Raw genomic sequence first — 22,281 nt, 5'->3', positions numbered from 1 at the left:
CCGCGCTGTCACCGCCACGGCCTACCCTGGGGGCATGTCACGCGTGCTCATCACCTCCTTCGAGCCGATGCCCGGTGCGACCGCCGAGGCCTCCGCCGACGCCGTCCGGATCCTGGCCGAGACGTGGCACGGGTCCGCCGAGATCGTGCATCGCGAGCTCGCGCCCGTGTACAAGGAGGCGGCGCGACGGCTGCGGGCGTCCGTGGCGAAGCACCTGCCCGACGCGGTCATCGTGGTCGCGACCAACCCGGGCGCGCCGGCCGTGACGGTCGAGCGGCTGGCGGTCAATCTGGACGATGCCGCGGTCCCCGACGCTCACGGCGTCCAGCCGGTCGACGCACCGGTGGTCGAGGGCGCGTCCGCCGCGCTGTGGTCGACGCTTCCCGCGAAGGAGATCGTGGCGGCGCTCGAGGCGCGGGGTCTGCCCGCGCGGCTGTCGCTCAACGCCGGCACCGGCTTGGCGAACCACGTGTTCTACGTGATGCAGCGCGAGCTCGCCGAGTGGGGCGTGCCCAGCGGCCTGGTCCAGCTGCCCGCGACCCCCGAGATGGCCGTCGCCGGGCCCGCGCTCCCCGCCGAGGTGCTCGCGGAGGCGCTGCGCACGGTGGTCGACACGGTCATGGGTGAGCGCACCGCACCCCAGCCCGTGCTCGACGAGGAGGACGAGTCCGAGGCGACGCAGCCGTTCCTCATGCCCATCGCCGAGCCGATCGTCGGCAACACCCCGGCGTTCGGGCTTCCGCTGGCCCCCGCGCAGCCCGAGGCCGAGGTGGTGGACGAGCAGGAGCGCGAGCCTGAGCCCGAGCCTGAGCCCGAGCCTGAGCCCGAGCCCGCGGCGCCAGCCATGTGGTCCCCCGCGACGGGCGACGTCCCCGAGGTTGAACAGGACGCGGACACGCCTGCCCCCGAGGCCGACGCGGAGCCCAAGGAGAAGCCCGCGTACCGCGCCCCCACCTGGGACGAGATCATCTCGGGCCGCACCGACAACTGAACCGCCGCATCGTCCCCCGGAGGAACCATGGCCCACGGCCTCGCCACCAGCGTCACCCTGTCCCTGCCCGCCTGGCTGATCGAGGAGGTGCCGGCGCTGCCGGACGCGCTCGCGACGCATGAGGAGCAGATGGCGCTGGTGCACCGGCTCGCGGACCGCAACTGGCGCGAGGGCGGCGGCGGCCCGTTCGCGGCGATCGTGGTCGACGCGGTCACGGGCGAACTGGTGTCCGTGGGCGTGAACGTGGTGCTCGGCACGGGGATCAGCGCCGGTCACGCCGAGGTGATGGCGCTGGCGCTCGCGCAGGCGCGCCTCGGGACGTGGGATCTGGGCGAGGACCGCGAGCTGGCGCTGGTGGTCAACTGGCGGCCGTGCGTCCAGTGCTACGGCGCGACGCTGTGGTCCGGCGTGCGGCACCTGGTGGTCGCGGGCGAGGGCCCGGAGCTCGAGCGTCTCACAAGGTTCGACGAGGGCCCCGTGGTCGCCGACTGGGCCGAGCAGTTCGAGGCGCGCGGCATCGCCGTCACCAGCGACGTGCTGCGCGAGGAGGCGCTCGAGGTGTACCGCGCGTACGGCGAGTCCAGCGCGACCGTCTACAACGCGCGCGGCACCGGGCCCATCGAGGCACATCTGTGACGTCGGCGGCCAATGTGGAGGCTGTTGAGCGGGCGTCGGGGCGCTCGTGGGCTTCTTGGGTGGAGGTGTTCGCGGCGGCCGGCGGGGCGTCGCTTGACCATCGGGAGCTGGTCGCGGTCGCGTCCCGGGAGCTCGGTCACGTCGACAACCCCGGCTGGTGGGCGCAGATGACCGCGGTCGCGTACGAGCAGCACATCGGGCGCCGCACTCCCGGGCAGCGACAGGACGGGACGTACGAGTGCTCCGTGAGCCGGACTCATGGAGGCACGCTGGACGAGGCGCTCGCTGCGTGGCTGGGTGTCGCGGCCGGGCTTTCCGGCGTGGGTGGCGTGCCGTTCGCTGGTTCGGCGAGCTCGACCGCTACTCCCGCGTACCGGCGGTGGCGCGCCGCCCTTGCCGACGGGTCGCGGCTTCTCGCGGAGATCAGTCTCCGTGCCGACCGCGCCGTGGTGACGCTGACGTGGTCGCGGCTGTCCTCGCCGGAGGCCAAGGACGAGGCGCGGCCTGTGTTGCGGACGTTGCTCGCGGCGCTTTAGCCCCTCTAGCAGGTCGTTTGGACTTCTCCACACCTGCGCTTGTCCGGATTGTCGGGAATGTCAGACCCCTCTGGTGTGATGGTCATATGGATGCAGCACACCTGTTCGACGACTTGCCTGGCGGCTCTGGCGCCGGGTTCGCGTCGGCGTGTGTGGATGCTCGGGTGGCGGTGGGGACGATGCGTGCGCTGGCTTCGGTGGGCGGCTCGCCTGATGCGGTGGAGCGGTTGGGTGCGGCGGCGCAGGTGGCGCACGAGATGGATCTGGTCCTCGCGCGTACCGCGCGCGATATCGAGGTCCAGTCCGATGTGCCCGGGGGTGGGCTCGCGAAGCATCACGGCTTCCGGAGCGCGGCTGATCTGGTGGCGTCGCGGATGGGGACGCACAAGGCCGAGGCGGTCCGGCTGATCGAGGTCGGACGGGCACTCGAGGAGCGTGAGAAGGGCGGCAAGCCCAAGCCTGATCCGGGTCCCGATCCCGATGAGCCGGATCCTGACGATCCCGATGACGGTCCCGATCCGGATGATCCCGAGGACAACGATCCGCCCGACCCCCAGGACCCTCAGCCCACCCCTCAGGTGCGGTATCGGGCGATCGTGACCGAGGCTCTCCACGATGGGCTGATCTCCGCGGATTGTGGGTCGCAGATCCTCATCATGCTCGACTCGCTGTCGGAGGACGTGACGGATGAGGCGAAGGAGGAGGCCGCAGCCGACCTCGTCAAGCGCGCCCAGGGGTTGGATTCGGGCAAGTTCGCCTCGATCGTGCGCGGTTTCAAGGCCGCGCTGGACGTGGAGCAGCATGAGCGCACGCTGGCCCAGAAGCGTCGGGAACGGTATCTGAAGATCTGGAACAACCGTGAGGGCATGGTCGAGCTCCACGGCGTGCTCGATCCCGAGACCGCCGCACCCCTACAAGCAGCGTTGAGCAAGCGCGTCGGTGACGCGATCCACGCCAGCCGCAACACCCCCGGCGAGGACGTCCGCACCACCGAGCAGATGCGAGCCGACGCGCTAGCGGACCTCGCCCGTCACGCCCTGGGCTGTGAGACCACCACCGCCTTGTTCGGCACCACCACCGTCGTCGTCCGCGCCACCGCAGCCGACCTCGAATCCGGCACAGGTTTAGCTGAGGTCGACGGCTGTGCCACCCCGATCGGGATGAGCATCGCGTTGCGCATGGCCGCCACCGCGATCATCGTGCCCGCCCTCATCGGCGACAAGGGCGAGCTGCTCAAGCTCGGACACCGCATCTACCCCTTCTCCAAGGCCCAACGCATCGCCCTGGGCGAGCGTGACGGCGGCTGTGCGAAGTGCGGAGCACCCCCGGCATGGGTGGAGGCTCACCACATCATCTTCTGGTCCAGAGGCGGCCCCACGAACCTGTCCAACGGGGCACTTCTTTGCTCCCACTGTCACCACGTGATCCATGATCAGGGCTGGCAGATCAGAGCCACCGACACCGAGATCTGGTTCATCCCACCCGCCACCGTCGACCCCACGCGGACACCCTGGCAAGGCGGCCGAGCACGCTTCGGCACCCCCCGACCCTGGAACAAGAAGGCCACCACCCACAGCAATAGTTCCGGCACGCCACCCGAATAGCTCACCCGCCCCGCGGCGCCACCCCTCCCAGGCGGCGCCGCACAGCCACGTCCAGGCAGCCCTGATCCGCACCCGACGCAAGCGCCGCGAGGGCGCGCCACCCAGCCCGCGCATCGTCCCGCGTGGCCGCGGCGACTACCTCGCGTCGATCCTCACGAACAGCATCGCCACCAGCCCCAGCGCCACCACCGTGATGATCCCGAGCACTCCCCAGATCACCGCACCAGTGATGGCTATCGCGACGCCGTACAGCGCTGGCGCGAGGAAGGACACCGCGCGACCCGTGGTGGCGTAGAGGCCGAAGATCTCCCCCTCCTTGCCTCGCGGGCTCACCCGCGCGAGCAGCGAGCGCGACGCCGACTGCACGGGCCCCACGAACAGGCACAGGACCAGGCCCGCGACCCAGAACACGATCGATCCGAGGTCATGCAGGAAGGCCACCGCGAAGCCCGCGAGGATCATCCCCGCGAGCGACCAGATGATGAGGGTGCGCGGGCCGACCCAGTCGTCGACGCGCCCCGCGAGGATGGTCGCCAGGCCCGCGACGAGGTTGGCCGCGATCCCGAAGATCACCACCTCCTGGTCGCTGAAGTGGTAGGCCCGCGCCGCGATGATCGCGCCGAACGTGAAGACGCCGGCGAGTCCGTCGCGGTAGATGGCGCTGGCGACCAGGAACCAGAGGGTCGGCCGGGAGTCGTGCCACAGGGCACGCAGGTCACGCCACAGTCGCACGTAGCTGCCGAGAAGCGACACCTTCGGGCGGCCGGTGGCAGGCGCCTCGGGCACGAACGCGAACACCGGCCACGCGAACGCGACGGCCCACAGCGCGCAGCCCAGCGCGATGAGGCGGTAGGCGAGCCCGTTGGAGGTGTCGAGACCCCACCAGTCGGCGCCGTCGGCGACCACCACGATCACCAGCGCCACGATGCCGCCCAGGTACCCGAGGCCCCAGCCGAGTCCCGACACCCGACCCACGTTCTCGCGCGTGCTCACCTGCGCGAGCAGCGCGTTGTAGTGGACGCCGCCGATCTCGCCGAACACGCTGCCGATGCCGATGAGCGCCACCGCGAGCAGGAAGTACGCGGGGTCCGCCTGCACGAAGAACAGCCCGAGCATGCACGCGATCACCGCGAGGGTGGAGACCCCGAGCCATGCCTTGCGGCGGCCCGACGTGTCGGCCCGCTGGCCCAGGACGGGCGCCAGCAGAGCGACCAGCACGCCCGCGATGGTGACCCCGAACGCGAGGTTGGACGCCACCTGAGACAGCGCCGCCTCGCGCGCCGCGTCACCCTCGGGCAAGGCCGCGAGCTCCGGGTCGATGAACGCATCGGACGTCAGGTAGAGCGCCACGAACACGAACGTGATGATGACGGTGTTGAACGGCTGCACCGCCCAGTCCCACAGCGACCAGGCGACCACGCGGCCCCAGTGGGCGGGGCGGCCGGCTTCATCGCGGGCCGCCGTGGACGAGGACACCTCGGAGGTCATGCGCCAAGAGTGCCGGTCCCGGGTGAACTGTGCGCGACCAACACGCAAACACGCGCTGAACGACGGCGCCGCAGATGGCACGATCGAGGTATGGAGGACGCCACCACCTGGGAGGACGATGCGCTGGCCGGGTTCGAGTCGCGCCCGCTGGGGGTCGCGACGCTCGTCCGGGCGACGGTCCAGCCGGCGTCGCCGCGGGGAGCGGTGCTCCATGTGCACGGCTACAACGACTACTTCTTCCAGGAGCACCTGGCCGAGTTCTTCCTCGAGCAGGGGCTGGCGTTCTACGCGGTCGACCTGCGCCGCGCGGGCCGGTCGCTGCGCGAGGGCGACGTGCCCCACCTCGTGTCCGACATCGACGAGCTGGGCGACGACATCGCCGCCGCCACGACGGCGATCGAGGACGTGCACCCCGGACTGCCGCTCGTGGTCCATGCCCACTCGAATGGTGGCCTCGCGGCCGCGATCTGGGCCTCCGACCGCCCGGCCGCAAGCCTCGCGGGGCTCATCCTCGACAGCCCCTTCTTCGCCGCCGTCGCCAAGCGCGGCCACCGCGTCGCCACCCGCGCGGTCCCGATGATCGCGCGTGCCCGCCCCCTGGCGGTGCTCCACCAGCAGCCCTCCCACTACGCGACGCGGCTGCTCGAGCCCGAGGGCGGCGCGTGGGAGTTCGACACCACGTGGAAGACCCCGCTCGGGGTGCCCGTCCGTGCGGGGTGGCTCGCCGCCATCCGGCGCGCCCAGGCGCGGGTGGCACGAGGCCTCGACATCCGTGTGCCGGTCCTGGTCGCCCGATCGCACTCGAGCGGTCCCGACCACCCGGACAACCCGCTGCTCGGCTTCCAGGACACCGTGGTGGACGTCCGCGCGATCGCCCGCCACGCGCAGCGTCTGGGAACCGACGTCACCGAGGCCGTCATCACCGGCGGCGTCCACGAGCTGTCCCTGTCCTCCCCCGTACCGCGTGCGGCCTACCTGCACGCGATCCGCTCCTGGCTCCCGAAGGCGATCCCATGAACCTCATGCGACCCGACCACCCGTACTTCGACGCGCCCTTCGCCGCGCTCGCGCACCGCGGATTCTCGCTCGACGGACTCGAGAACTCGATGGCGGCGTTCCAGGCCGCGGTCGACCTGGGCTACTCGTACGTCGAGACCGACGGGCACGGCACCGTCGACGGCGTCGCGGTCGCGCTGCACGACGCCTCGCTCGACCGCACCACCGACGCCGAGGGCGACGTCGCCGACCTGCCGTGGTCGCGGGTCAAGGAGGCCCGGATCGGGGGCGTGGAACCGGTGCCGCTGCTGGAGGACGTCCTGGGGACCTGGCCCGAGCTCCGGGTGAACATCGACGTCAAGGCCGAGTCCGGCATCGTGCCCATCGCCGACGCCATCGAGCGCACCGGCGCGCACGACCGCGTCTGCGTCGCGTCCTTCTCCGCCGAACGCCGCCGGGCCACCGTCGCTCGCCTCAGCCGACCCGTCGCCACCAGCGCCGGGACCTCCGAGGCCGCGCGGTTCCTGGTGGGCGGGCTCGCGCGCCTCGGGACGCTGCGCTCGCTCACCGACGTCGACGGGCTCCAGATCCCCTGGCGCGTGGGGCCCGTCCCGGTGCTCAACGAGCGCCACGTCCGCCTCGCCCACGACCTGGGCAAGGTGGTGCACGTGTGGACCGTCAACGCCCGCACCGAGATGGAGACGCTGCTGGATGCGGGGATCGACGGGATCGTGTCCGACCGCGCGGACCTCCTGCGCGACGTCCTCCGGTCGCGGGGCCTATGGTGAGACGGTGGCGGACAGCACCCCCAAGACCGTGCCCACCGACGTGCCCGTCGAGGCCTTCGTCGCCGGGGTCGAGCCCGCGCGACGGCGCGAGGAGGCGGAACGCGTGGTGGCGCTCCTCACCGCCGCCACCGGCGCGGCACCCGTGATGTGGGGCCCGTCGATCATCGGCTGGGGATCGCTCCACTACCGCTACGCGACCGGTCGCGAGGGCGACATGCCCGCGGTCGGGTTCTCACCACGCAAGGCCCAGCTCACGTTCTACGGGCTCAAGGACACGCCCGAGGGCGCCGGCCTGCTCCCCCGCCTCGGGGCCTTCACCGAGGGCAAGGGCTGCGTCTACGTGAAGCGCCTCGACGGCATCGACCTCGAGATCCTCAACGACCTCGTCGAGATCGCCTTCGCCCGGGGCGACTACGACGCGCTCGCCTGACCGCCACCCGTGCCGAGGGTGGCGCGCCGCGCTACTTGCGCTTGCCCCGCTTCTCGCGCACGCGCACCGAGATCTGGATGGGCGTGCCCTCGAAGCCGAAGTTCTCGCGCAGGCGACGCTCGATGAAGCGGCGGTACTGCGGGTCGAGGAACCCGGAGGCGAAGATCACGAAGCGCGGCGGACGGGTCGACGCCTGCGTGGCGAACAGGATCTTGGGCTGCTTGCCGCCGCGCACCGGGTGCGGGTGCTCGGCGACCAGCTCGCCCAGGAACGAGTTGAGCTTGCCGGTGGACACGCGGAGGTCCCAGCTCGACAGGGCCAGATCGATCGCGGGCAGCAGGCGGTTGGTGTGCCAGCCGGTCTTCGCGGAGAGGTTGATGCGGGGCACCCAGGAGTGCTGCACCATGTCCTTCTCGATGGACCGCTCGAGCAGGAACCGCTGATCCTCGTCCATCAGGTCCCACTTGTTGAACACGAAGATCATGGCGCGACCCGCGTCGACCACCTGCTGCACCACGCGCAGGTCCTGGTCCGTCAGCGGCGTCGACGAGTCGAGCAGCACCAGCGCGATCTCGGCGCGCTCGATCGCGGTCTGGGTACGCAGCGACGCGTAGAAGTCCGCTCCCTTGGTCATGTGGACGCGGCGGCGGATGCCGGCCGTGTCGACCAGCGTCCACGGACGCCCGCCGATCTCGACCTGCTCGTCGACCGGGTCGCGCGTGGTGCCGGCCAGCTCGTTGACCACCACGCGCTCCGTGCCCGCGAGCTTGTTGAGCAGCGAGGACTTGCCCACGTTCGGGCGCCCGACCAGCGCGATGCGGCGCGGCGCGTGCTCGTCGATCTGGACCTGCTCGAGCTCGGTGGGCAGGATCGCCATCGCGGCGTCGAGCAGGTCGCCCGTGCCGCGGCCGTGCAGCGCGGAGACGGGGTAGGGCTCCCCGAGGCCCAGGTTCCACAGCGCCGCGGCCTCGAGCTCGCCCTGCGGCCCGTCGACCTTGTTGGCGGCGAGCACCACGGGCTTCTCGGCCTTGCGCAGCAGGCGCACCACCTGCTCGTCCGTCGCGGTCGCGCCGACCATGGCGTCGACCACGAACAGCACGGCGTCGGCCATCTCGATCGCGGCCTCCGCGGCCTGGGCGACCGACAGGTCGATGCCGGTGACGTTCTTCTCCCAGCCGCCCGTGTCGAGCAGCGTGAAGTCGCGGCCCGCCCATTCGGCACGGTAGGCGACCCGGTCGCGCGTGACGCCCGGCTTGTCCTCGACCACCGCGAGACGCTTGCCGATGATGCGGTTCACCAGCGTCGACTTGCCCACGTTGGGGCGCCCGACGATCGCGAGGACCGGCAGCGCCTCCTCCGTCTCGGGCAGCGGTTCGCCGGTGAGGTCCGCGAGGTCCTCGGGGGTGAGGTCGTACTCCTCGAGACCCGCGCGGAGCGCGGCCTCGCGGATCTCGTCGAGCGTCTCGGGCGCGTCCGACTCGTGGGGGGCCGGAAGCGGCTGCTCGTCCGTCATGCGTGGTCCTTCTCTTCGCGGCCTTCACGGCGCGGGTCGTCGAGCGGAAGCTCGAGGTCTGATGTGTCAAGGGTACGGGCCACCTGGTCGCGCAGCGCCTCGGCGAGCCTCTCGGCCGCCCACGCGTGCTTCGCGCGGCCTCCGCGCACGTCGGCCGGAGGCTCCAGGACCACCGGCGCGCCGAACGCGACCACCATGCGGCGTCCCGGCTTGGGCCACACGTTCACGGACTCCCCCGTGTGCCGCGATCCGACGATCGCGGTGGGCACCACGGGCGCGCCCGACTGGATCGCGAGCCACGCGGCGCCGCCGTGGACGGCCTCCGCGGTCCCGGCGCCGCGCGTGCCCTCGGGGAACACGCCCACCACGTCGCCGCGGCGCAGCACCGCGAGGCCCCGCGCGAGCGCGTCACGCCCCGAGCCCTCGACCGTGATCTGCTGCGCGGCCCGGAGGATCGCGCCGAGCGGGCCCGTCATCATGCCCTCACGGATGAGGAAGTGCGAGCCGCGCGGGATGACCCCGTGCACCACGGGGCCGTCGATCAGCCCCACGTGGTTGCACACGATGATCGCGGCGCCCGTCGCGGGCACGTTGCCGCGCCCGCGCACCTCGGTGCGCCACAGCACCCGCGCGAGGAACCTGCCGATCCACCGGGACCAGCGCGGCCCCCACCGGGAGGGGACGTCCTGGGTCACCCGCTCACCGCATCGTCCCCCCGCACCTCCGCCACGAGGTCGAGCACGGCCTGGACCGCCTCCTCGATGGTGAGGTCGGAGGTGTCGAGCGTGTGGACGCCGTCGGCGGCGGTGTGGAAGGACACCACGGTGGAGTCCTTCTTGTCGCGGCCGAGCACGGCCTCGCGGACCGTGGCGAGGTCCGCGCCCTCGCCGGCTCGGCGGGCGACGCGGATCTCCTCGTCGGCGGTCATGAGGATCCGCACCTCGGCCTCGGGGGCGATGATCGTGGTGATGTCGCGACCCTCGGAGACGATGCCGCGGCCGTCGGAGTAGCCGCCCTCGAGCTCGTGCGCGATGACCTCCCGCTGCCAGCGGCCCAGCGCGGCGCGCGCCTCGAGGTTGGTCGCCACCTTCGAGACGGTGAGCGCGACCGCATCGGTGCGGATGAGCGAGGACACGTCCTCGTCCTCGAGCAGCACGCGAGGGTTGGCGGGGTCGAGCACCAGCGCGACGTTCATGGTCTCCACCATGGCGGTGACGTCGTCCTCCACCGAGAAGTCGACGCCCTCGCGCATGCACCACAGCGTGGCGACGCGGTACGTGGCGCCCGTGTCGAAGTACGCGAGCTTGAGCCGTCGCGCGACCTCCTTGGCCACCGTCGACTTGCCGGTCCCCGCGGGGCCGTCGATCGCGATCGAGATTCCGGTCATGATGCAGCGATCTCCCAACCCTGCCGCTCGAGCGCCGCGACCAGGTCGGGCGCCCGCGTGGGCAGCACGTAGAGCGTGGTGAGTCCCACCGGCTGCCGCGGCGAGTGCTCGATGGCGATGTCCTCGATGTTGACCTCCACCTCGGCCGTGTGCGCGAGCAGGCGCAGCAGTTGGCCGGGGGTGTCGGGGACGATGACAGTGACCGGCGTCCAGTCGCGCGTGGCCCCGCCGTGCTTGCCGGGGATGCGCGCGACCTCGAAGCGGCCGCGGTCGATGAGGTCGGTGAGGGCCTCGCCGATGTCGTCGGCCTCCCTCACCTCCTCGAGGTCGGCGATGATGTGGTCGAGGGTCTCGACCAGGTGCGACCGGTTGAGGCGCGCGATGTCCGCCCACATGCCCGGCAGCGAGGCCGCGATGCGGGTGACGTCGCGCAGGCCCTGGCCCGCGAGGGCGACGTCGTCGGCGTGGAGGATGCCCAGGGCCGCCGCGACGGCGGACGCCGCGACCTGCGGCGCGTGCGAGACGCGGGCGACCGCGGCATCGTGCGCCTCGGCCTCCATGGTGACCACGTCGCACTGCAGCGCCTCGGGCACCCGCGCGACCAGCGCGACGGCCTCCGCGGTGGCGCCGTTGGGGCACAGCACCCACGGGCGCGCCTTGAACAGGTCGCCCTGCGCGCCCAGCCCGCCCGAGACCTCGCGGCCCGCCATCGGGTGCGAGCCCACGTAGCGGGACGATGCGCCGGTCGCGTGGGCCGCGGCGGCGATGGGGGCCTTGACGCTCGCCACGTCCGTGACGATCGCATCCGGGTACCGACCGAGCGCCGCCGCGACGACGGCGGCAGCGGCGGACGGGGGGACGGCGACGATGACGAGCTCGGGCGCGGCCTCGGTGAGTGCGGCGCCGGCGCCGATCGAGCGGGCGAGCGCCTGCGCCTCGGCGTCGTTGTCCTCGATGGTGACGGCCCAGCCCTCGGCGGTCAGCCCGATGCCGAGGCTGGCGCCGATCAGGCCGGCGCCGATGATGTGCGTGCGCGGAGACATGGTGCTCCTACTGGGCGAGGTCGCGGCGCAGGCTGACGGCGTCGCGGAGGTACACGTGCGAGATCTCGTCGCGCGGGCGGTCGAGGTGGGCGTGCATCATCACGCGCACCACCAGCGGGAGCGCGCCGGGCACGTCCATCTCCTGCGCGCACATGAGCGGCACGGCACCGAAGCCGAGCGCCCGGGCGGCGGCGGCCGGGAAGTCGCTGTGGATGTCGGGCGTGCAGGTGAAGATCACCGAGATGAGGTCGTCGGTGGTGAGGGCGTTCTCCCGCATCAGCGCCTCGATCAGCTCGATGGTGCGCTCGTGCAGGTGGTCCTTCTCGTCGCGGTCCAGGGTGATGGCGCCACGGATCGCACGGATAGTCATGGCGACCATCGTATCGGCTGGCAGGGTGCCCGCCGGGCGCGCCCTGACCCCGCCGGGACCGTTACATCCCGGCGGCGTCCATGAGCTTGCCCACCTCGACGGGCCCGAGCTCGCGGACCTCGCCGGGCGCGAGGGTGCCCAGGCGGATGGGGCCGAACTGCGTGCGGACCAGCTCGAGGACCGGGTGCCCGACCTTGTCGAGCATGCGGCGCACGATCCGGTTGCGACCCTCGTGGAGCTCCACCTGGACCAGCGACGAGTCGCCGGCCACGTCGAGGATGTGGCACGCCGTCGCGCGCACGGGGCCGTCCTCGAGGTCGACGCCCTGCTTGAGCTGCGTGCACAGGTGCTTGGAGACGCGGCCCTTCACCTTGGCGACGTAGATCTTGGACACGCCGTGCGTGGGGTGTGCGAGACGGTTCGCGAGGTCGCCGTCGTTGGTGAGCAGCAGCAGGCCGGTGGTCTCGGCGTCGAGGCGGCCCACGTGGAACAGCCGCTCCTCGTAGTTCGACACGAACTGGTCGAGCGCGGGGCGACCCTGCGGGTCGCTCATGGTGCTCACGACGCCGAACGGCTTGTTGAGGATCACGGTGACGTGGCTCGCGTCGACCATGATGCGCTCGCCGTCGACCTCGATCACCACCTCCTCGGGGATGACGCGCACGCCCAGCTGGTCGACCACCTCGCCGTCGACGCGGACGCGGCCGCGCTCGATCAGCTCCTCGCACTTGCGGCGCGATCCGACGCCCGCCGAGGCGAGCACCTTCTGCAGCCGGATCCCCTCGGGACGGTGGATCTCGAGCTCGGCCATCAGCGGCCCTCCCCATCGATGTCTGCCAGGTCGGGCAGGTACGGCGCGAGCGGCGGCAGGTCGTCCAGGCTGGACATCCCCATGCGCTCGAGGAACTCGGTGGAGGTGCCGTACAGCACGGCGCCGGACATCTCCCCCACCTCGGTGACGAGCCCGCGCGCGGACAGCGTCTTCATGACGGAGTCCACGTTGACGCCGCGGATCTGGGACACCTGGCCGCGCGTGACGGGCTGGCGGTACGCGACCACGGCGAGGGTCTCGAGCGCGGCCTGCGACAGGCGCGCCGACTGGCCGTCGACGATGAACCGGCCCACCACGTCCGCGTACAGCCGCGACGAGTAGATGCGCCAGCCGCCGTCGACCTCGCGCAGCTCGAAGCCGCGCGGCGCGTCGGGGTCGGCGTACTCGTCGCGCAGGGACTCGAGCGCCGCGGTGACCTCGGCCACGGGCACCTCGACGGCGGCGGCGAGCTCCGCGGCGGGCACCGGCTCGTCGACCACCATGAGGACGGCCTCGAGCGCGCCCCGCAGCTCCATCGGGCTCACAGCCCCTCCCCATCCGTGCTCCGCGCGATCCCGGCGGCCTCGGAGGCGACGCCCAGGGCATCGTCCTCATCGAACTCCGCCGACACCTCGACGGCGGTCTCGCCGCCGGTCCACCGGACCGTCAGCTCGCCGAGGGAGCGTACCTGATCGAACGCGACCACCGCCTCGCGGAACAGCTCGAGCAGCGCGAGGAAGCGCGCGACCACCACGGGGGTGCCGTCCGCGTCGCGCACGAGCGAGCGGAACGTGACCGCGCCCTCGCGCTGCAGGCGGTGCGTGATGAGCGCCGCCTGCTCGCGGACGCTGACGGCGGGGTTGTGCAGGTGGGCGATGCTCACCATGGGTGCGGCCTTGGGCTGCAGCGCGTGCGCCGCGAGCTGCGCGAGCTGCTCCGGGGTCACCGTCCACACCAGCTCGGGCAGCAGCATCGCGAACTCCGGCTCGAGCGTGACGTCGCGGGGCACCCGGCGAGGCGCGGCGAGCATGCCCTCGAACGCGGCGGCGGCCTGCTTGAAGGCGCGGTACTGCAGCAGGCGCGCGAACAGGAGGTCGCGGGCCTCGAGCAGCTCGAGGTCCTCGACGTCGTCGACCTCGCCCTGCGGCAGCAGGCGTGCGGCCTTGAGGTCGAGCAGCGTGGCCGCGACCACCAGGAACTCGGAGGCCTGCGAGAGGTCCCAGTCGTCCTCGCGGGCGGCGATGGTCGCGAGGAACTCGTCGGTGACGCGCGCGATCGCCACCTCGGTGATCTCGAGCTGATGCTTCGAGATCAGGCTGAGGAGCAGGTCGAACGGTCCCTCGAAGTTGTCGAGGTGGACCTCGAAGCCCCGGGGGGCCTCCGCAGCGACCTCGGTGGTCACGCTAGGCGGCGACCCCGCGCGCCACGAGCTCGCGGGCGAGCTGACGGTAGGCCTCGGCGCCGGCGTGCGACGGGGCGAACGTGGTGATGGGCTCCGCCGCGACGGTCGCGTCGGGGAACTTCACGGTGCGGTGGATCATCGTGTCGGTGACCTGGCCGGCGAACGCGTCGCGCACCCGCTCGACCACCTCCTGGGCGTGGAGCGTACGGCCGTCGTACAGAGTCGGGACGATCGCGTCGATGGTGAGGCGCGTGTTGAGACGGTCCTGGACCTTGCGGATGGTGTCGACCAGCAGCTTGACGCCGCGCATCGCGAAGTACTCGGAGGCGAGCGGGATGACCACGCCGTGGGCCGCGACCAGCGCGTTCACGGTGAGAAGGCCGAGCGACGGCTGGCAGTCGATGAGGATCGCGTCGTAGTCGTCGAGCACGGGGCGGAGCGCGCGGGCGAGCGCGCTCTCGCGGGCGACCTCGCCCACCAGCTGCACCTCCGCCGCGGACAGGTCGATGTTCGCGGGCAGCAGGTCGAGCCCGGGCACCTTGGTCTCGAGGATGACCTCACGGGTGGAGACGCCGGTCTCCATCAGCAGGTTGTAGACGGTGCTCTCGAGCGCGTCCGCGTTGATGCCGAGCGCTGCGGAGGCCGCGCCCTGCGGGTCGAAGTCGATGAGCAGCACCTTGCGGCCGTACTCGGCGAGCGCGGCGGCGAGGTTGACCGACGTGGTGGTCTTGCCCACCCCGCCCTTCTGGTTGCACAGCGCGATGACTCGCGCGGGACCGTGGCTGTCGAGAGGCTCGGGTGCAGGGAAGTCGGTCACGCGCCAACCTTACCGGTTGGTGACGGCGCCGCTCAGCGGGCGCGCGGGTGCGTCGCGGCGTACACCTCGCGCAACGTGTCGCGCGTCACGAGCGTGTAGATCTGGGTGGTCGTCACGGAGGCGTGGCCCAGCAGCTCCTGCACCACGCGCACGTCCGCCCCGCCACCTAGCAGGTGCGTCGCGAACGAGTGGCGCAGGGTGTGCGGGGACACGTCCTCGACGCCCGCCCGCTCGGCGGCGGCCCGCAGGATCGCCCACGCCGACTGGCGCGAGAGGCGCCCACCGCGCGTGTTGAGGAACAGCGCCGGGGTGCCGGCGCCCGCCTGCGCGAAGGTCGCGCGCGCCCGCACCAGGTACGCGTCGAGCGCCTCGACCGCGTACCCGCCCACGGGGACGATCCGTTCCTTGCGACCCTTGCCTCGCAGCAGCACGGTCTCCTCCCCCGGCGCGAGCTCGAGGTCGTCGACGTCGAGGCCCACGGCTTCCGAGATGCGCGCGCCGGTCGCGTAGACGAGCTCGAGCAGGGCGCGGTCGCGCAGCGGGGTGCCGCCGTCGCCCGCGCCCGCCTGGGCCAGGATGCGCGCGACGTCGTCGATGGGGATCGCCTTGGGCAGCCGCTTGGGGATCGCGCGGGGCTTCACCTGCGCCGAGGGGTCCGCGACCGTCCAGCCCTCGAGGACGGCGAAGCGGTGCCAGCCGCGGATCGCGACCACGGTGCGGGAGGCCGATGCCGGGGCGAGCGCGCGTCCGCCGTCGGCTCCGGTGCTCACCCCTTGGGCGAACGCGGACACGTCCTCGCGCGCGACGTCCTTGAGGTCGTCGAGCCCACGGGCCGCGAGGAACGCGGTGTAGCGGTCGAGGTCTCGCCGGTAGGCGGCGACGGTGTTCGGGCTCAGGCCGCGCTCGACGGCGACGTGCGCGAGGTACGCGTCACGCTGCCGCTCGAGCATGCGTCAGCGGACCGAGAGGACGTCGGCGAGGAACGGGTCCACCATCACCGCCGCGAACACGATCGACAGGTAGGTGATCGAGGCGTGGAACAGCCGCATCTCGCGGAGCTTGGTCGCTCCCGTCTTCGCACGCAGGTACAGCTGCACGCACGCGGTCAGGAACCACGCACCCGCGGCCGCGGCGACCGCGACGTACACCCAGGTCATGTCCGCGACCCAGGCGAGCACCAGGCTGGTCGCGACCATCGCGGCGGCGTAGCCGACCATCTCGACGGCGACCTTGCGCACCGGGGCGACCACGGGGAGCATCGGCACCCTCGCCTGCTCGTAGTCGCCCTTGAACTTCATCGACAGGGGCCAGTAGTGCGGCGGCGTCCAGAAGAAGATGATGAGGAACAGCAGGACGGGCGTCCAGGACAGCTCCTGCGTGACCGCCGCCCAGCCGATCAGGACGGGCATGCAGCCCGCCATGCCGCCCCACACGATGTTCTGCGCGGTGCGGCGCTTGAGGATCATCGTGTAGACCACCGCGTAGCCGACGATCGCGACCACGTTGAGCACCGCGGCGAGCGGCGAGCCCACGATGAGCCAGAACCACAGCGTCGAGACGACGGACAGCACCCACGCGAACACGAGCGCGCCGCGCTCGGAGACCGCGCCGGTCACCAGGGGGCGACGGCGGGTGCGCTTCATCAGCGCGTCGATGTCGCGGTCGAGGTAGCTGTTGAACACCTGGGCGCCGCCGGCGGACAGCGCGCCGCCCACCAGCGTGCCCACCAGGAGGCCCAGCGAGGGCCAGCCGTCGGCCGCGAGCACCATCGTGGGGATGGTGGTGACGAGCAGCAGCTCGATGATCCGAGGCTTGGTCAGCGCGACGTACGCGCCGATGGTCGACGCCACCCGACGAGGGGCCGCAACGGGCACGGCGGCATGAGCCTCGGAGGTGGCGGTCGGCATGCGGACAAGTGTAACCGCGCACACCGGGACCAGGGTCCCTCGCCCGCGCGTCTCGCACCATGAGATCAACCCCGATCGGCCAATGTGAACGTCCTACAAAGGGATGGCGCCCGGGTAGGCTGGCCCCCGTACCCGCACACCTGTCAAGGGAGACCCCTGTGACCATCAACTGGACCGACACGGACCGTCGCGCCGTCGACACCCTCCGCGTCCTCGCCGCCGATGCCGTGGAGAAGGTCGGCAACGGCCACCCGGGCACGGCGATCTCGCTCGCGCCCGCCGCGTACCTGCTGTTCCAGAACGTCATGCGCCACGACCCGGCGGACTCGCACTGGCTCGGCCGCGACCGCTTCGTGCTCTCCGCCGGTCACTCCTCGCTGACGCTGTACCTCCAGCTGTTCGCGTCCGGCTACCACCTGGGCCTCGACGACCTGAAGGCGCTGCGCACCGAGGGCTCCCTCACCCCCGGCCACCCCGAGTACGGCCACACCGACGGCGTCGAGATCACCACCGGACCCCTGGGCACCGGCATCGCCTCCTCCGTCGGCATGGCGATGGCCGCGCGCCGTGAGCGCGGCCTTCTCGACCCGAACGCGGCCCCCGGCACCTCGCCGTTCGACCACTTCGTCTACGTCATCGCGGGCGACGGCTGCCTCCAGGAGGGTGTCGCGCACGAGGCGTCGGCTCTCGCCGGCACCCAGGAGCTCGGCAACCTCATCCTCATCTGGGACGACAACAAGATCTCGATCGAGCACGAGACCGACATCTCCTTCACCGAGGACGTGCTCGGCCGCTACGAGGCCTACGGCTGGCACACCCAGTCGGTGTCCTGGGTGACCGAGGACGGCTACCAGGAGGACCCGCAGGCCCTCTTCGACGCGATCGAGGCCGCCAAGGCCGAGACCGGCAAGCCCTCGATCATCAAGCTGTCGACCATCATCGGCTGGCCGTCGCCCACCAAGCAGAACTCGGGCGGCGTGCACGGCTCCGCGCTCGGCGCCGCCGAGGTCGCGGGCCTCAAGGAGGTGCTCGGCTTCGACCCCGAGCAGTCCTTCGCGGTCGAGCCCGAGGTGCTCGCCCACATGCACCAGGTCAAGGAGCGCGGCGCCGCCGCGCACTCCGAGTGGAACGCGCAGTTCTCGCGCTGGGAGGCCGAGAACCCCGAGCGCGCCGCCCTCCTGTCGCGCCTGGTGACCCGCACCCTCCCCGAGGGTTGGGACGATGCGCTGCCCACCTTCGAGGTCGGCAGCAAGGTCGCGACCCGCGCCGCCTCGGGCAAGGTCCTCACGGCCCTCGCGCCGGTGCTGCCCGAGCTGTGGGGCGGCTCCGCCGACCTCGCCGGCTCGAACAACACCACCATGGGCGGCGAGCCGTCGTTCCTGCCCCCGCGCCGCGCCACCCACTCGTGGCCGAACGCCGAGTGGTACGGCCGCACGCTGCACTTCGGCATCCGCGAGTTCGGCATGGGCGCGATCATGAACGGCATCACGCTGCACGGCCTTACCCGCGTGTACGGCGGCACCTTCCTGGTGTTCTCCGACTACATGCGTGCCTCGGTGCGCCTCGCCGCGCTCATGCAGATCCCCACCACGTTCGTGTGGACGCACGACTCGGTGGGCCTTGGTGAGGATGGCCCGACCCACCAGCCGATCGAGCACCTCGCGACGCTGCGCGCCATCCCCGGCCTCGACGTGATCCGTCCCGCGGACGCCAACGAGACCGCGGCCGCGTGGAAGGCGATCCTGGAGACGACCGACCGCCCCTCGGCGATCATCCTGTCGCGCCAGAACCTTCCCGTGCTCGAGGGCACCTCGACCGAGGGCGTCCTCAAGGGCGCCTACGTGCTCGCGGGTGCCGACGAGGACGCCGACGTGCTCCTGGTCGCGACCGGCTCGGAGGTCGAGGTCGCCTTGGGCGCCCGCGAGATCCTCGCCGGCGAGGGCGTCAAGGCCCGCGTGGTGTCGATGCCGTCGCGCGAGCGCTTCGCACGTCAGGACGCCGAGTACCGCGAGTCCGTCCTCCCGGCGGCACTCAAGGCGCGCGTGTCCGTCGAGGCCGGCTCGGCGCTCGGCTGGCGCGAGGTCGTCGGCGACGCGGGACGCACCGTGTCGGTCGACCACTTCGGCGAGTCCGCCGACGGCGCGCTGCTGCTGAAGAAGTACGGCTTCAACGCGGAGAACGTCGCCGCGGTCGCCCGCGAGTCGATCGCCGCCGCCGGCTGACGCATCGTCCACACGGAAGGGGGTCCCGCTCGCGGGGCCCCCTTTCGTGTCCCCGCCCCGCGCCGGGCGACGCCCATCTCAGCAGGTGGCGCCACCGCATCGTCCGCCCGCAATAGGATGGCGGGAGCACAGCCACCTGGCTCGACGTCCCCCCTGGAAGGTTACCCAGCGTGAACAATCCCCTGCGCGATCCGCGCGACCGTCGCCTGCCCCGCATCGCCGGCTCCTGCGGCCTGGTCATGTTCGGCGTGACGGGCGACCTCGCCCGCAAGAAGCTCATGCCGGCGGTCTACGACCTCGCCAACCGCGGCCTGCTCCCGCCCGCGTTCGCGCTCACGGGCTTCGCGCGGCGCGACTGGGACGAGCAGGACTTCGCGCAGGTGGTCCACGACTCCGTGAAGAAGTACGCGCGCACGCCGTTCCGCGAGGAGACGTGGCAGCAGCTGGCCGAGGGCATCCGGTTCGTGCAGGGCACGTTCGACGACCCGGAGGCGTTCCAGCGCCTGCGCGACACGGTCGAGGACCTCGACCGTGAGCGCGGCACCGGCGGCAACCACGCCTTCTACCTGTCGATCCCGCCCTCGGCGTTCCCCCAGGTCATCACCCAGCTGCGCGAGTCCGGGCTGTCCGACCCGCGCGAGGGCACGTGGCGTCGCGTGGTCATCGAGAAGCCGTTCGGCCACAACCTCGAGTCCGCCGAGCAGCTCGACGCCGTGGTCTCGGACGTGTTCCCGCCCGACTCGGTGTTCAGGATCGACCACTACCTGGGCAAGGAGACGGTGCAGAACCTGCTCGCGCTGCGCTTCGCCAACCAGCTGTTCGAGCCCATCTGGAACTCGCAGTACATCGACCACGTGCAGATCACCATGGCCGAGGACATCGGCATCGGGTCGCGCGCCGGCTACTTCGACGGCATCGGCACCGCCCGCGACGTCATCCAGAACCACCTGCTCCAGCTGTTCGCGCTGACCGCGATGGAGGAGCCCGCGTCCTTCGAGGCGGACGACCTCCGCATGGAGAAGGAGAAGGTGCTGCGCTCCGTGGTGCTGCCTGCGGACCTGGGCGAGGGCACCGCGCGCGGCCAGTACGCCGCGGGATGGCGCGGCGGCGAGCAGGTGGGCGGCTTCCTCGACGAGGACGGCATCTCCCCCGACTCGATCACCGAGACCTACGCCGCGATCCGCCTCGACGTGCCGAACCGCCGCTGGGCGGGCGCCCCGTTCTACCTGCGCGCGGGCAAGCGCCTGGGCCGCCGCGTCACCGAGATCGCCCTGGTGTTCAAGAAGGCGCCCTCGCCGCACTTCCAGGAGGTCACCGGCGGCGACACCGGCACCAACGCGCTCGTGATCCGCGTGCAGCCCGACGAGGGCGTGACCCTGCGGTTCGGATCCAAGGTCCCCGGCACCGCGATGGAGGTGCGCGACGTCACCATGGACTTCGCGTACGGGAATGCGTTCACCGAGAGCTCGCCCGAGGCGTACGAGCGCCTGATCCTCGACGTCCTGCTCGGCGACCCGCCGCTGTTCCCCCGTCAGGAGGAGGTGGCCCTGTCCTGGAAGATCCTCGACCCCATCACCGAGTTCTGGGAGACCCAGGGTCAACCCGAGCCCTACCGCAGCGGCACGTGGGGCCCCGCGGGTGCCGACCAGATGATGGCCCGCGACGGACGCGTCTGGAGGCGCCCATGATCATCGAGATCCCGAACACCACCACCGGCGAGATCAACAAGCGCCTCATCGACTCGCGCAAGGACGGCGGCGTCATCACGCTCGCCCGCGTGATGACGCTGGTGATCGACGCGACCGGCGCCGACGCCGAGCAGGCGATCGCCACCGCGAACGTCGCGTCGCGCGAGCACCCGTGCCGCATCATCGTCATCGCCCCGGGCACGTCGGACGAGGCGCGCCTCGACGCCGAGCTGCGGGTGGGCGGCGACGCGGGCGCATCCGAGGTGATCGTGCTGCGTCCCTCCGGCGCGCAGATCGGCCACGACGACACCCTCGTCACTCCCCTGCTGCTGCCCGACGCGCCCATCGTGGTGTGGTGGCCCGCGGCCGTGCCGGACAACATCGGCTCCTGCTCGCTGGGCCAGATGGCGCAGCGACGCATCACGGACACCAAGGGCGAGCCGGACCCGATCGGCACGCTTCTGTCGCTCGGCACCACGTACCGCCCCGGCGACACCGACCTCGCGTGGACGCGCCTCACCCGCTGGCGCGCGCTGCTCGCGGTCGCGCTCGAGCAGGTCCCCGACCCGCAGGTGACCCGCGCCCGCATCCACGGCGACACCAACAGCCCGTCGATCCTGCTGCTGGGCGCGTGGCTGAAGCGCGCGCTCGACTGCGAGGTCGAGGCGGAGTACGACGACTCGGTCGCCGCCCTCCAGAGCATCACGCTCGAGACCCCGTCCGGCCCGATCCAGATCAGCCGTCCGGACGGCCACAACGCCCGGATCACGCAGCCCGGCCAGCCCGACCACGTGATCGCGTTGCCGGCGCGCTCGCTCGAGGAGGCCCTGGCGGAGGAGCTGCGCCGCCTCGACTCCGACGAGATCTACGGCGAGGCGCTCGCGTCCTTCACCGCGGAGACGGTGGTCCCGCTGTGACGGGCGCCGCCGACCACGCGACGCGCGTGGTGGTGCACCCGTCCGCGTCGGCGGTGGCCGAGGCGACCGCGGCGCGGCTGCTGCTCGCGATCGTCGACACGCTGTCCGTCCAGGATCGCGTCGACGTGGTCCTCACCGGCGGCACCGTCGGCATCGAGACCCTCGCCGCGGTGTCGCGGTCCCCGCTCGCCGCGACCATCGACTGGACCAGCGTCCACGCGTGGTGGGGCGACGAGAGGTTCGTGCCCGCCGGGGATGCGGACCGCAACGAGGGCCAGGCGCAGGCCGCGCTGCTCGGCGGCCTGCCGATGCCGGAGGAGAACATCCACCGCATGGGCGCCTCGTCCGAGTTCGCGTCCGTCGAGGAGGCAGCGTTCTCCTACGCGGAGGACATCGCCGCGCAGGGAGCACCCGACTGGGACGTCCTCATGCTCGGCATGGGCCCCGACGGACACGTCGCCTCGCTGTTCCCCGGCCACCCCGGCTACGCGGAGCGCGGCGCCGAGGCGATCGCGGTCCACGACTCCCCCAAGCCCCCGCCCACGCGCGTGTCGCTCACGCTCGAGTCGATCCGGCGCGCCAAGCGCGTGTGGATCGTCGCCGCGGGCGCCGCGAAGGCCGACGTGGTCGCGCGCGCGCTGCATGGCGACCTCGAGCTGCCCGCCGCCGCGGTGCGCGGGACCGCGGAGACCCTGTGGCTGGTGGACGCGGAGGCGGTCGCGAAGGTCTGACGCC

At 72.0% G+C, this 22,281-nt stretch carries 23 protein-coding genes; 11 read left to right on the top strand and 12 right to left on the bottom strand.

The window, feature by feature from the left end; all coding sequences use genetic code 11:
- Positions 1 to 34: 34 nt before the first annotated feature.
- The 4 genes from AOM01_RS09175 to AOM01_RS09160 all read left to right on the top strand — a co-directional run bounded on the left by AOM01_RS09175 (position 35) and on the right by AOM01_RS09160 (position 3,767).
- Positions 35 to 991, top strand: a complete 957-nt coding sequence (locus AOM01_RS09175) for a pyroglutamyl-peptidase I (protein ID WP_169746541.1) — start codon at positions 35 to 37, stop codon at positions 989 to 991.
- A gap of 27 nt (positions 992 to 1,018) precedes the next feature.
- Positions 1,019 to 1,627, top strand: a complete 609-nt coding sequence (locus AOM01_RS09170) for a nucleoside deaminase (protein WP_062292248.1) — start codon at positions 1,019 to 1,021, stop codon at positions 1,625 to 1,627.
- 59 nt (positions 1,628 to 1,686) lie between these two features.
- On the top strand, positions 1,687 to 2,163 hold the full coding sequence (locus tag AOM01_RS09165; protein ID WP_156155914.1) for a hypothetical protein: 477 nt from the start codon (positions 1,687 to 1,689) through the stop codon (positions 2,161 to 2,163).
- Positions 2,164 to 2,342: 179 nt separating this feature from the next.
- On the top strand, positions 2,343 to 3,767 hold the full coding sequence (locus AOM01_RS09160) for an HNH endonuclease (protein ID WP_169746540.1): 1,425 nt from the start codon (positions 2,343 to 2,345) through the stop codon (positions 3,765 to 3,767).
- A gap of 135 nt (positions 3,768 to 3,902) precedes the next feature.
- On the opposite strand, the gene AOM01_RS09155 is transcribed toward AOM01_RS09160, so the two are convergent.
- Positions 3,903 to 5,255, bottom strand: a complete 1,353-nt coding sequence (locus AOM01_RS09155; protein WP_062292242.1) for an MFS transporter — start codon at positions 5,253 to 5,255, stop codon at positions 3,903 to 3,905.
- A 90-nt stretch (positions 5,256 to 5,345) separates the two neighbouring features.
- On the opposite strand from AOM01_RS09155, the gene AOM01_RS09150 reads away from it, so the two are divergent.
- Genes AOM01_RS09150 through AOM01_RS09140 form a run of 3 tightly spaced genes read left to right on the top strand, consistent with a single transcriptional unit; the run spans position 5,346 to position 7,469 of the window.
- Positions 5,346 to 6,272: a serine aminopeptidase domain-containing protein gene (locus AOM01_RS09150; RefSeq protein ID WP_062292240.1), complete on the top strand. Its 927-nt coding sequence runs from the start codon at positions 5,346 to 5,348 to the stop codon at positions 6,270 to 6,272.
- Positions 6,269 to 7,039: a glycerophosphodiester phosphodiesterase family protein gene (locus AOM01_RS09145; protein ID WP_228374265.1), complete on the top strand. Its 771-nt coding sequence runs from the start codon at positions 6,269 to 6,271 to the stop codon at positions 7,037 to 7,039. The genes AOM01_RS09150 and AOM01_RS09145 overlap by 4 nt, the downstream gene beginning before the upstream one ends.
- A 4-nt stretch (positions 7,040 to 7,043) precedes the next feature.
- Positions 7,044 to 7,469 carry a DUF1801 domain-containing protein gene (locus AOM01_RS09140; protein ID WP_062292238.1) on the top strand — a complete coding sequence of 142 codons (426 nt, stop codon included), beginning with the start codon at positions 7,044 to 7,046 and terminating at the stop codon, positions 7,467 to 7,469.
- A 31-nt stretch (positions 7,470 to 7,500) separates the two neighbouring features.
- Here the strand turns inward: AOM01_RS09140 and der are convergent, their stop codons facing one another.
- The 11 genes from der to AOM01_RS09085 form a co-directional block, all read right to left on the bottom strand.
- The gene (der, locus tag AOM01_RS09135; protein ID WP_062292234.1) at positions 7,501 to 8,982 is read right to left on the bottom strand and encodes a ribosome biogenesis GTPase Der; all 1,482 of its coding nucleotides are present in this window, start codon (positions 8,980 to 8,982) and stop codon (positions 7,501 to 7,503) included.
- Entirely contained in the window at positions 8,979 to 9,677 is a 699-nt protein-coding gene (locus tag AOM01_RS09130; protein ID WP_062292231.1) for a lysophospholipid acyltransferase family protein, read from the bottom strand. The genes der and AOM01_RS09130 overlap by 4 nt, the downstream gene beginning before the upstream one ends.
- Complete coding sequence (gene cmk, locus AOM01_RS09125) at positions 9,674 to 10,369, bottom strand: (d)CMP kinase (protein WP_062292229.1); 696 nt, start codon at positions 10,367 to 10,369, stop codon at positions 9,674 to 9,676. Before cmk ends, AOM01_RS09130 begins: the two co-directional genes overlap by 4 nt.
- The gene (locus tag AOM01_RS09120) at positions 10,366 to 11,412 is read right to left on the bottom strand and encodes a prephenate dehydrogenase (protein ID WP_062292226.1); all 1,047 of its coding nucleotides are present in this window, start codon (positions 11,410 to 11,412) and stop codon (positions 10,366 to 10,368) included. Before AOM01_RS09120 ends, cmk begins: the two co-directional genes overlap by 4 nt.
- Before the next feature lie 7 nt (positions 11,413 to 11,419).
- Positions 11,420 to 11,782 (bottom strand): chorismate mutase, encoded by a 363-nt coding sequence (gene aroH / locus AOM01_RS09115; RefSeq protein WP_062292223.1) that lies wholly within the window; start codon positions 11,780 to 11,782, stop codon positions 11,420 to 11,422.
- Between the two features lie 61 nt (positions 11,783 to 11,843).
- Positions 11,844 to 12,593 carry a pseudouridine synthase gene (locus tag AOM01_RS09110; RefSeq protein WP_062292220.1) on the bottom strand — a complete coding sequence of 250 codons (750 nt, stop codon included), beginning with the start codon at positions 12,591 to 12,593 and terminating at the stop codon, positions 11,844 to 11,846.
- Positions 12,593 to 13,129, bottom strand: coding sequence for an SMC-Scp complex subunit ScpB (scpB, locus tag AOM01_RS09105; RefSeq protein WP_174441891.1), 537 nt, complete (start codon positions 13,127 to 13,129; stop codon positions 12,593 to 12,595). Before scpB ends, AOM01_RS09110 begins: the two co-directional genes overlap by 1 nt.
- Before the next feature lie 5 nt (positions 13,130 to 13,134).
- Positions 13,135 to 13,995, bottom strand: a complete 861-nt coding sequence (locus tag AOM01_RS09100; RefSeq protein WP_062292215.1) for a segregation and condensation protein A — start codon at positions 13,993 to 13,995, stop codon at positions 13,135 to 13,137.
- Between the two features lies 1 nt (position 13,996).
- The gene (locus AOM01_RS09095; RefSeq protein WP_062292212.1) at positions 13,997 to 14,812 is read right to left on the bottom strand and encodes a ParA family protein; all 816 of its coding nucleotides are present in this window, start codon (positions 14,810 to 14,812) and stop codon (positions 13,997 to 13,999) included.
- A gap of 32 nt (positions 14,813 to 14,844) precedes the next feature.
- Positions 14,845 to 15,762 (bottom strand): site-specific tyrosine recombinase XerD, encoded by a 918-nt coding sequence (locus AOM01_RS09090; protein WP_062292209.1) that lies wholly within the window; start codon positions 15,760 to 15,762, stop codon positions 14,845 to 14,847.
- A gap of 3 nt (positions 15,763 to 15,765) precedes the next feature.
- Entirely contained in the window at positions 15,766 to 16,719 is a 954-nt protein-coding gene (locus AOM01_RS09085) for a heme o synthase (protein WP_082110134.1), read from the bottom strand.
- A 59-nt stretch (positions 16,720 to 16,778) separates the two neighbouring features.
- On the opposite strand from AOM01_RS09085, the gene tkt reads away from it, so the two are divergent.
- The 4 genes from tkt to pgl all read left to right on the top strand — a co-directional run bounded on the left by tkt (position 16,779) and on the right by pgl (position 22,277).
- Positions 16,779 to 18,941 (top strand): transketolase, encoded by a 2,163-nt coding sequence (gene tkt / locus AOM01_RS09080; protein WP_082110133.1) that lies wholly within the window; start codon positions 16,779 to 16,781, stop codon positions 18,939 to 18,941.
- A 170-nt stretch (positions 18,942 to 19,111) separates the two neighbouring features.
- Positions 19,112 to 20,629 carry a glucose-6-phosphate dehydrogenase gene (gene zwf, locus AOM01_RS09075; RefSeq protein ID WP_062292206.1) on the top strand — a complete coding sequence of 506 codons (1,518 nt, stop codon included), beginning with the start codon at positions 19,112 to 19,114 and terminating at the stop codon, positions 20,627 to 20,629.
- Positions 20,626 to 21,546 carry a glucose-6-phosphate dehydrogenase assembly protein OpcA gene (locus AOM01_RS09070; RefSeq protein WP_062292203.1) on the top strand — a complete coding sequence of 307 codons (921 nt, stop codon included), beginning with the start codon at positions 20,626 to 20,628 and terminating at the stop codon, positions 21,544 to 21,546. The genes zwf and AOM01_RS09070 overlap by 4 nt, the downstream gene beginning before the upstream one ends.
- Positions 21,543 to 22,277 carry a 6-phosphogluconolactonase gene (gene pgl / locus AOM01_RS09065; RefSeq protein ID WP_062292200.1) on the top strand — a complete coding sequence of 245 codons (735 nt, stop codon included), beginning with the start codon at positions 21,543 to 21,545 and terminating at the stop codon, positions 22,275 to 22,277. Before AOM01_RS09070 ends, pgl begins: the two co-directional genes overlap by 4 nt.
- Positions 22,278 to 22,281: the final 4 nt, after the last annotated feature.

This window comes from Demequina phytophila (genome assembly GCF_000971135.1).
Lineage (GTDB): Bacteria > Actinomycetota > Actinomycetes > Actinomycetales > Demequinaceae > Demequina > Demequina phytophila.
Note: the sequence above shows the minus strand (reverse complement) of the source record. Positions and strands in the feature narration are given on the sequence as shown.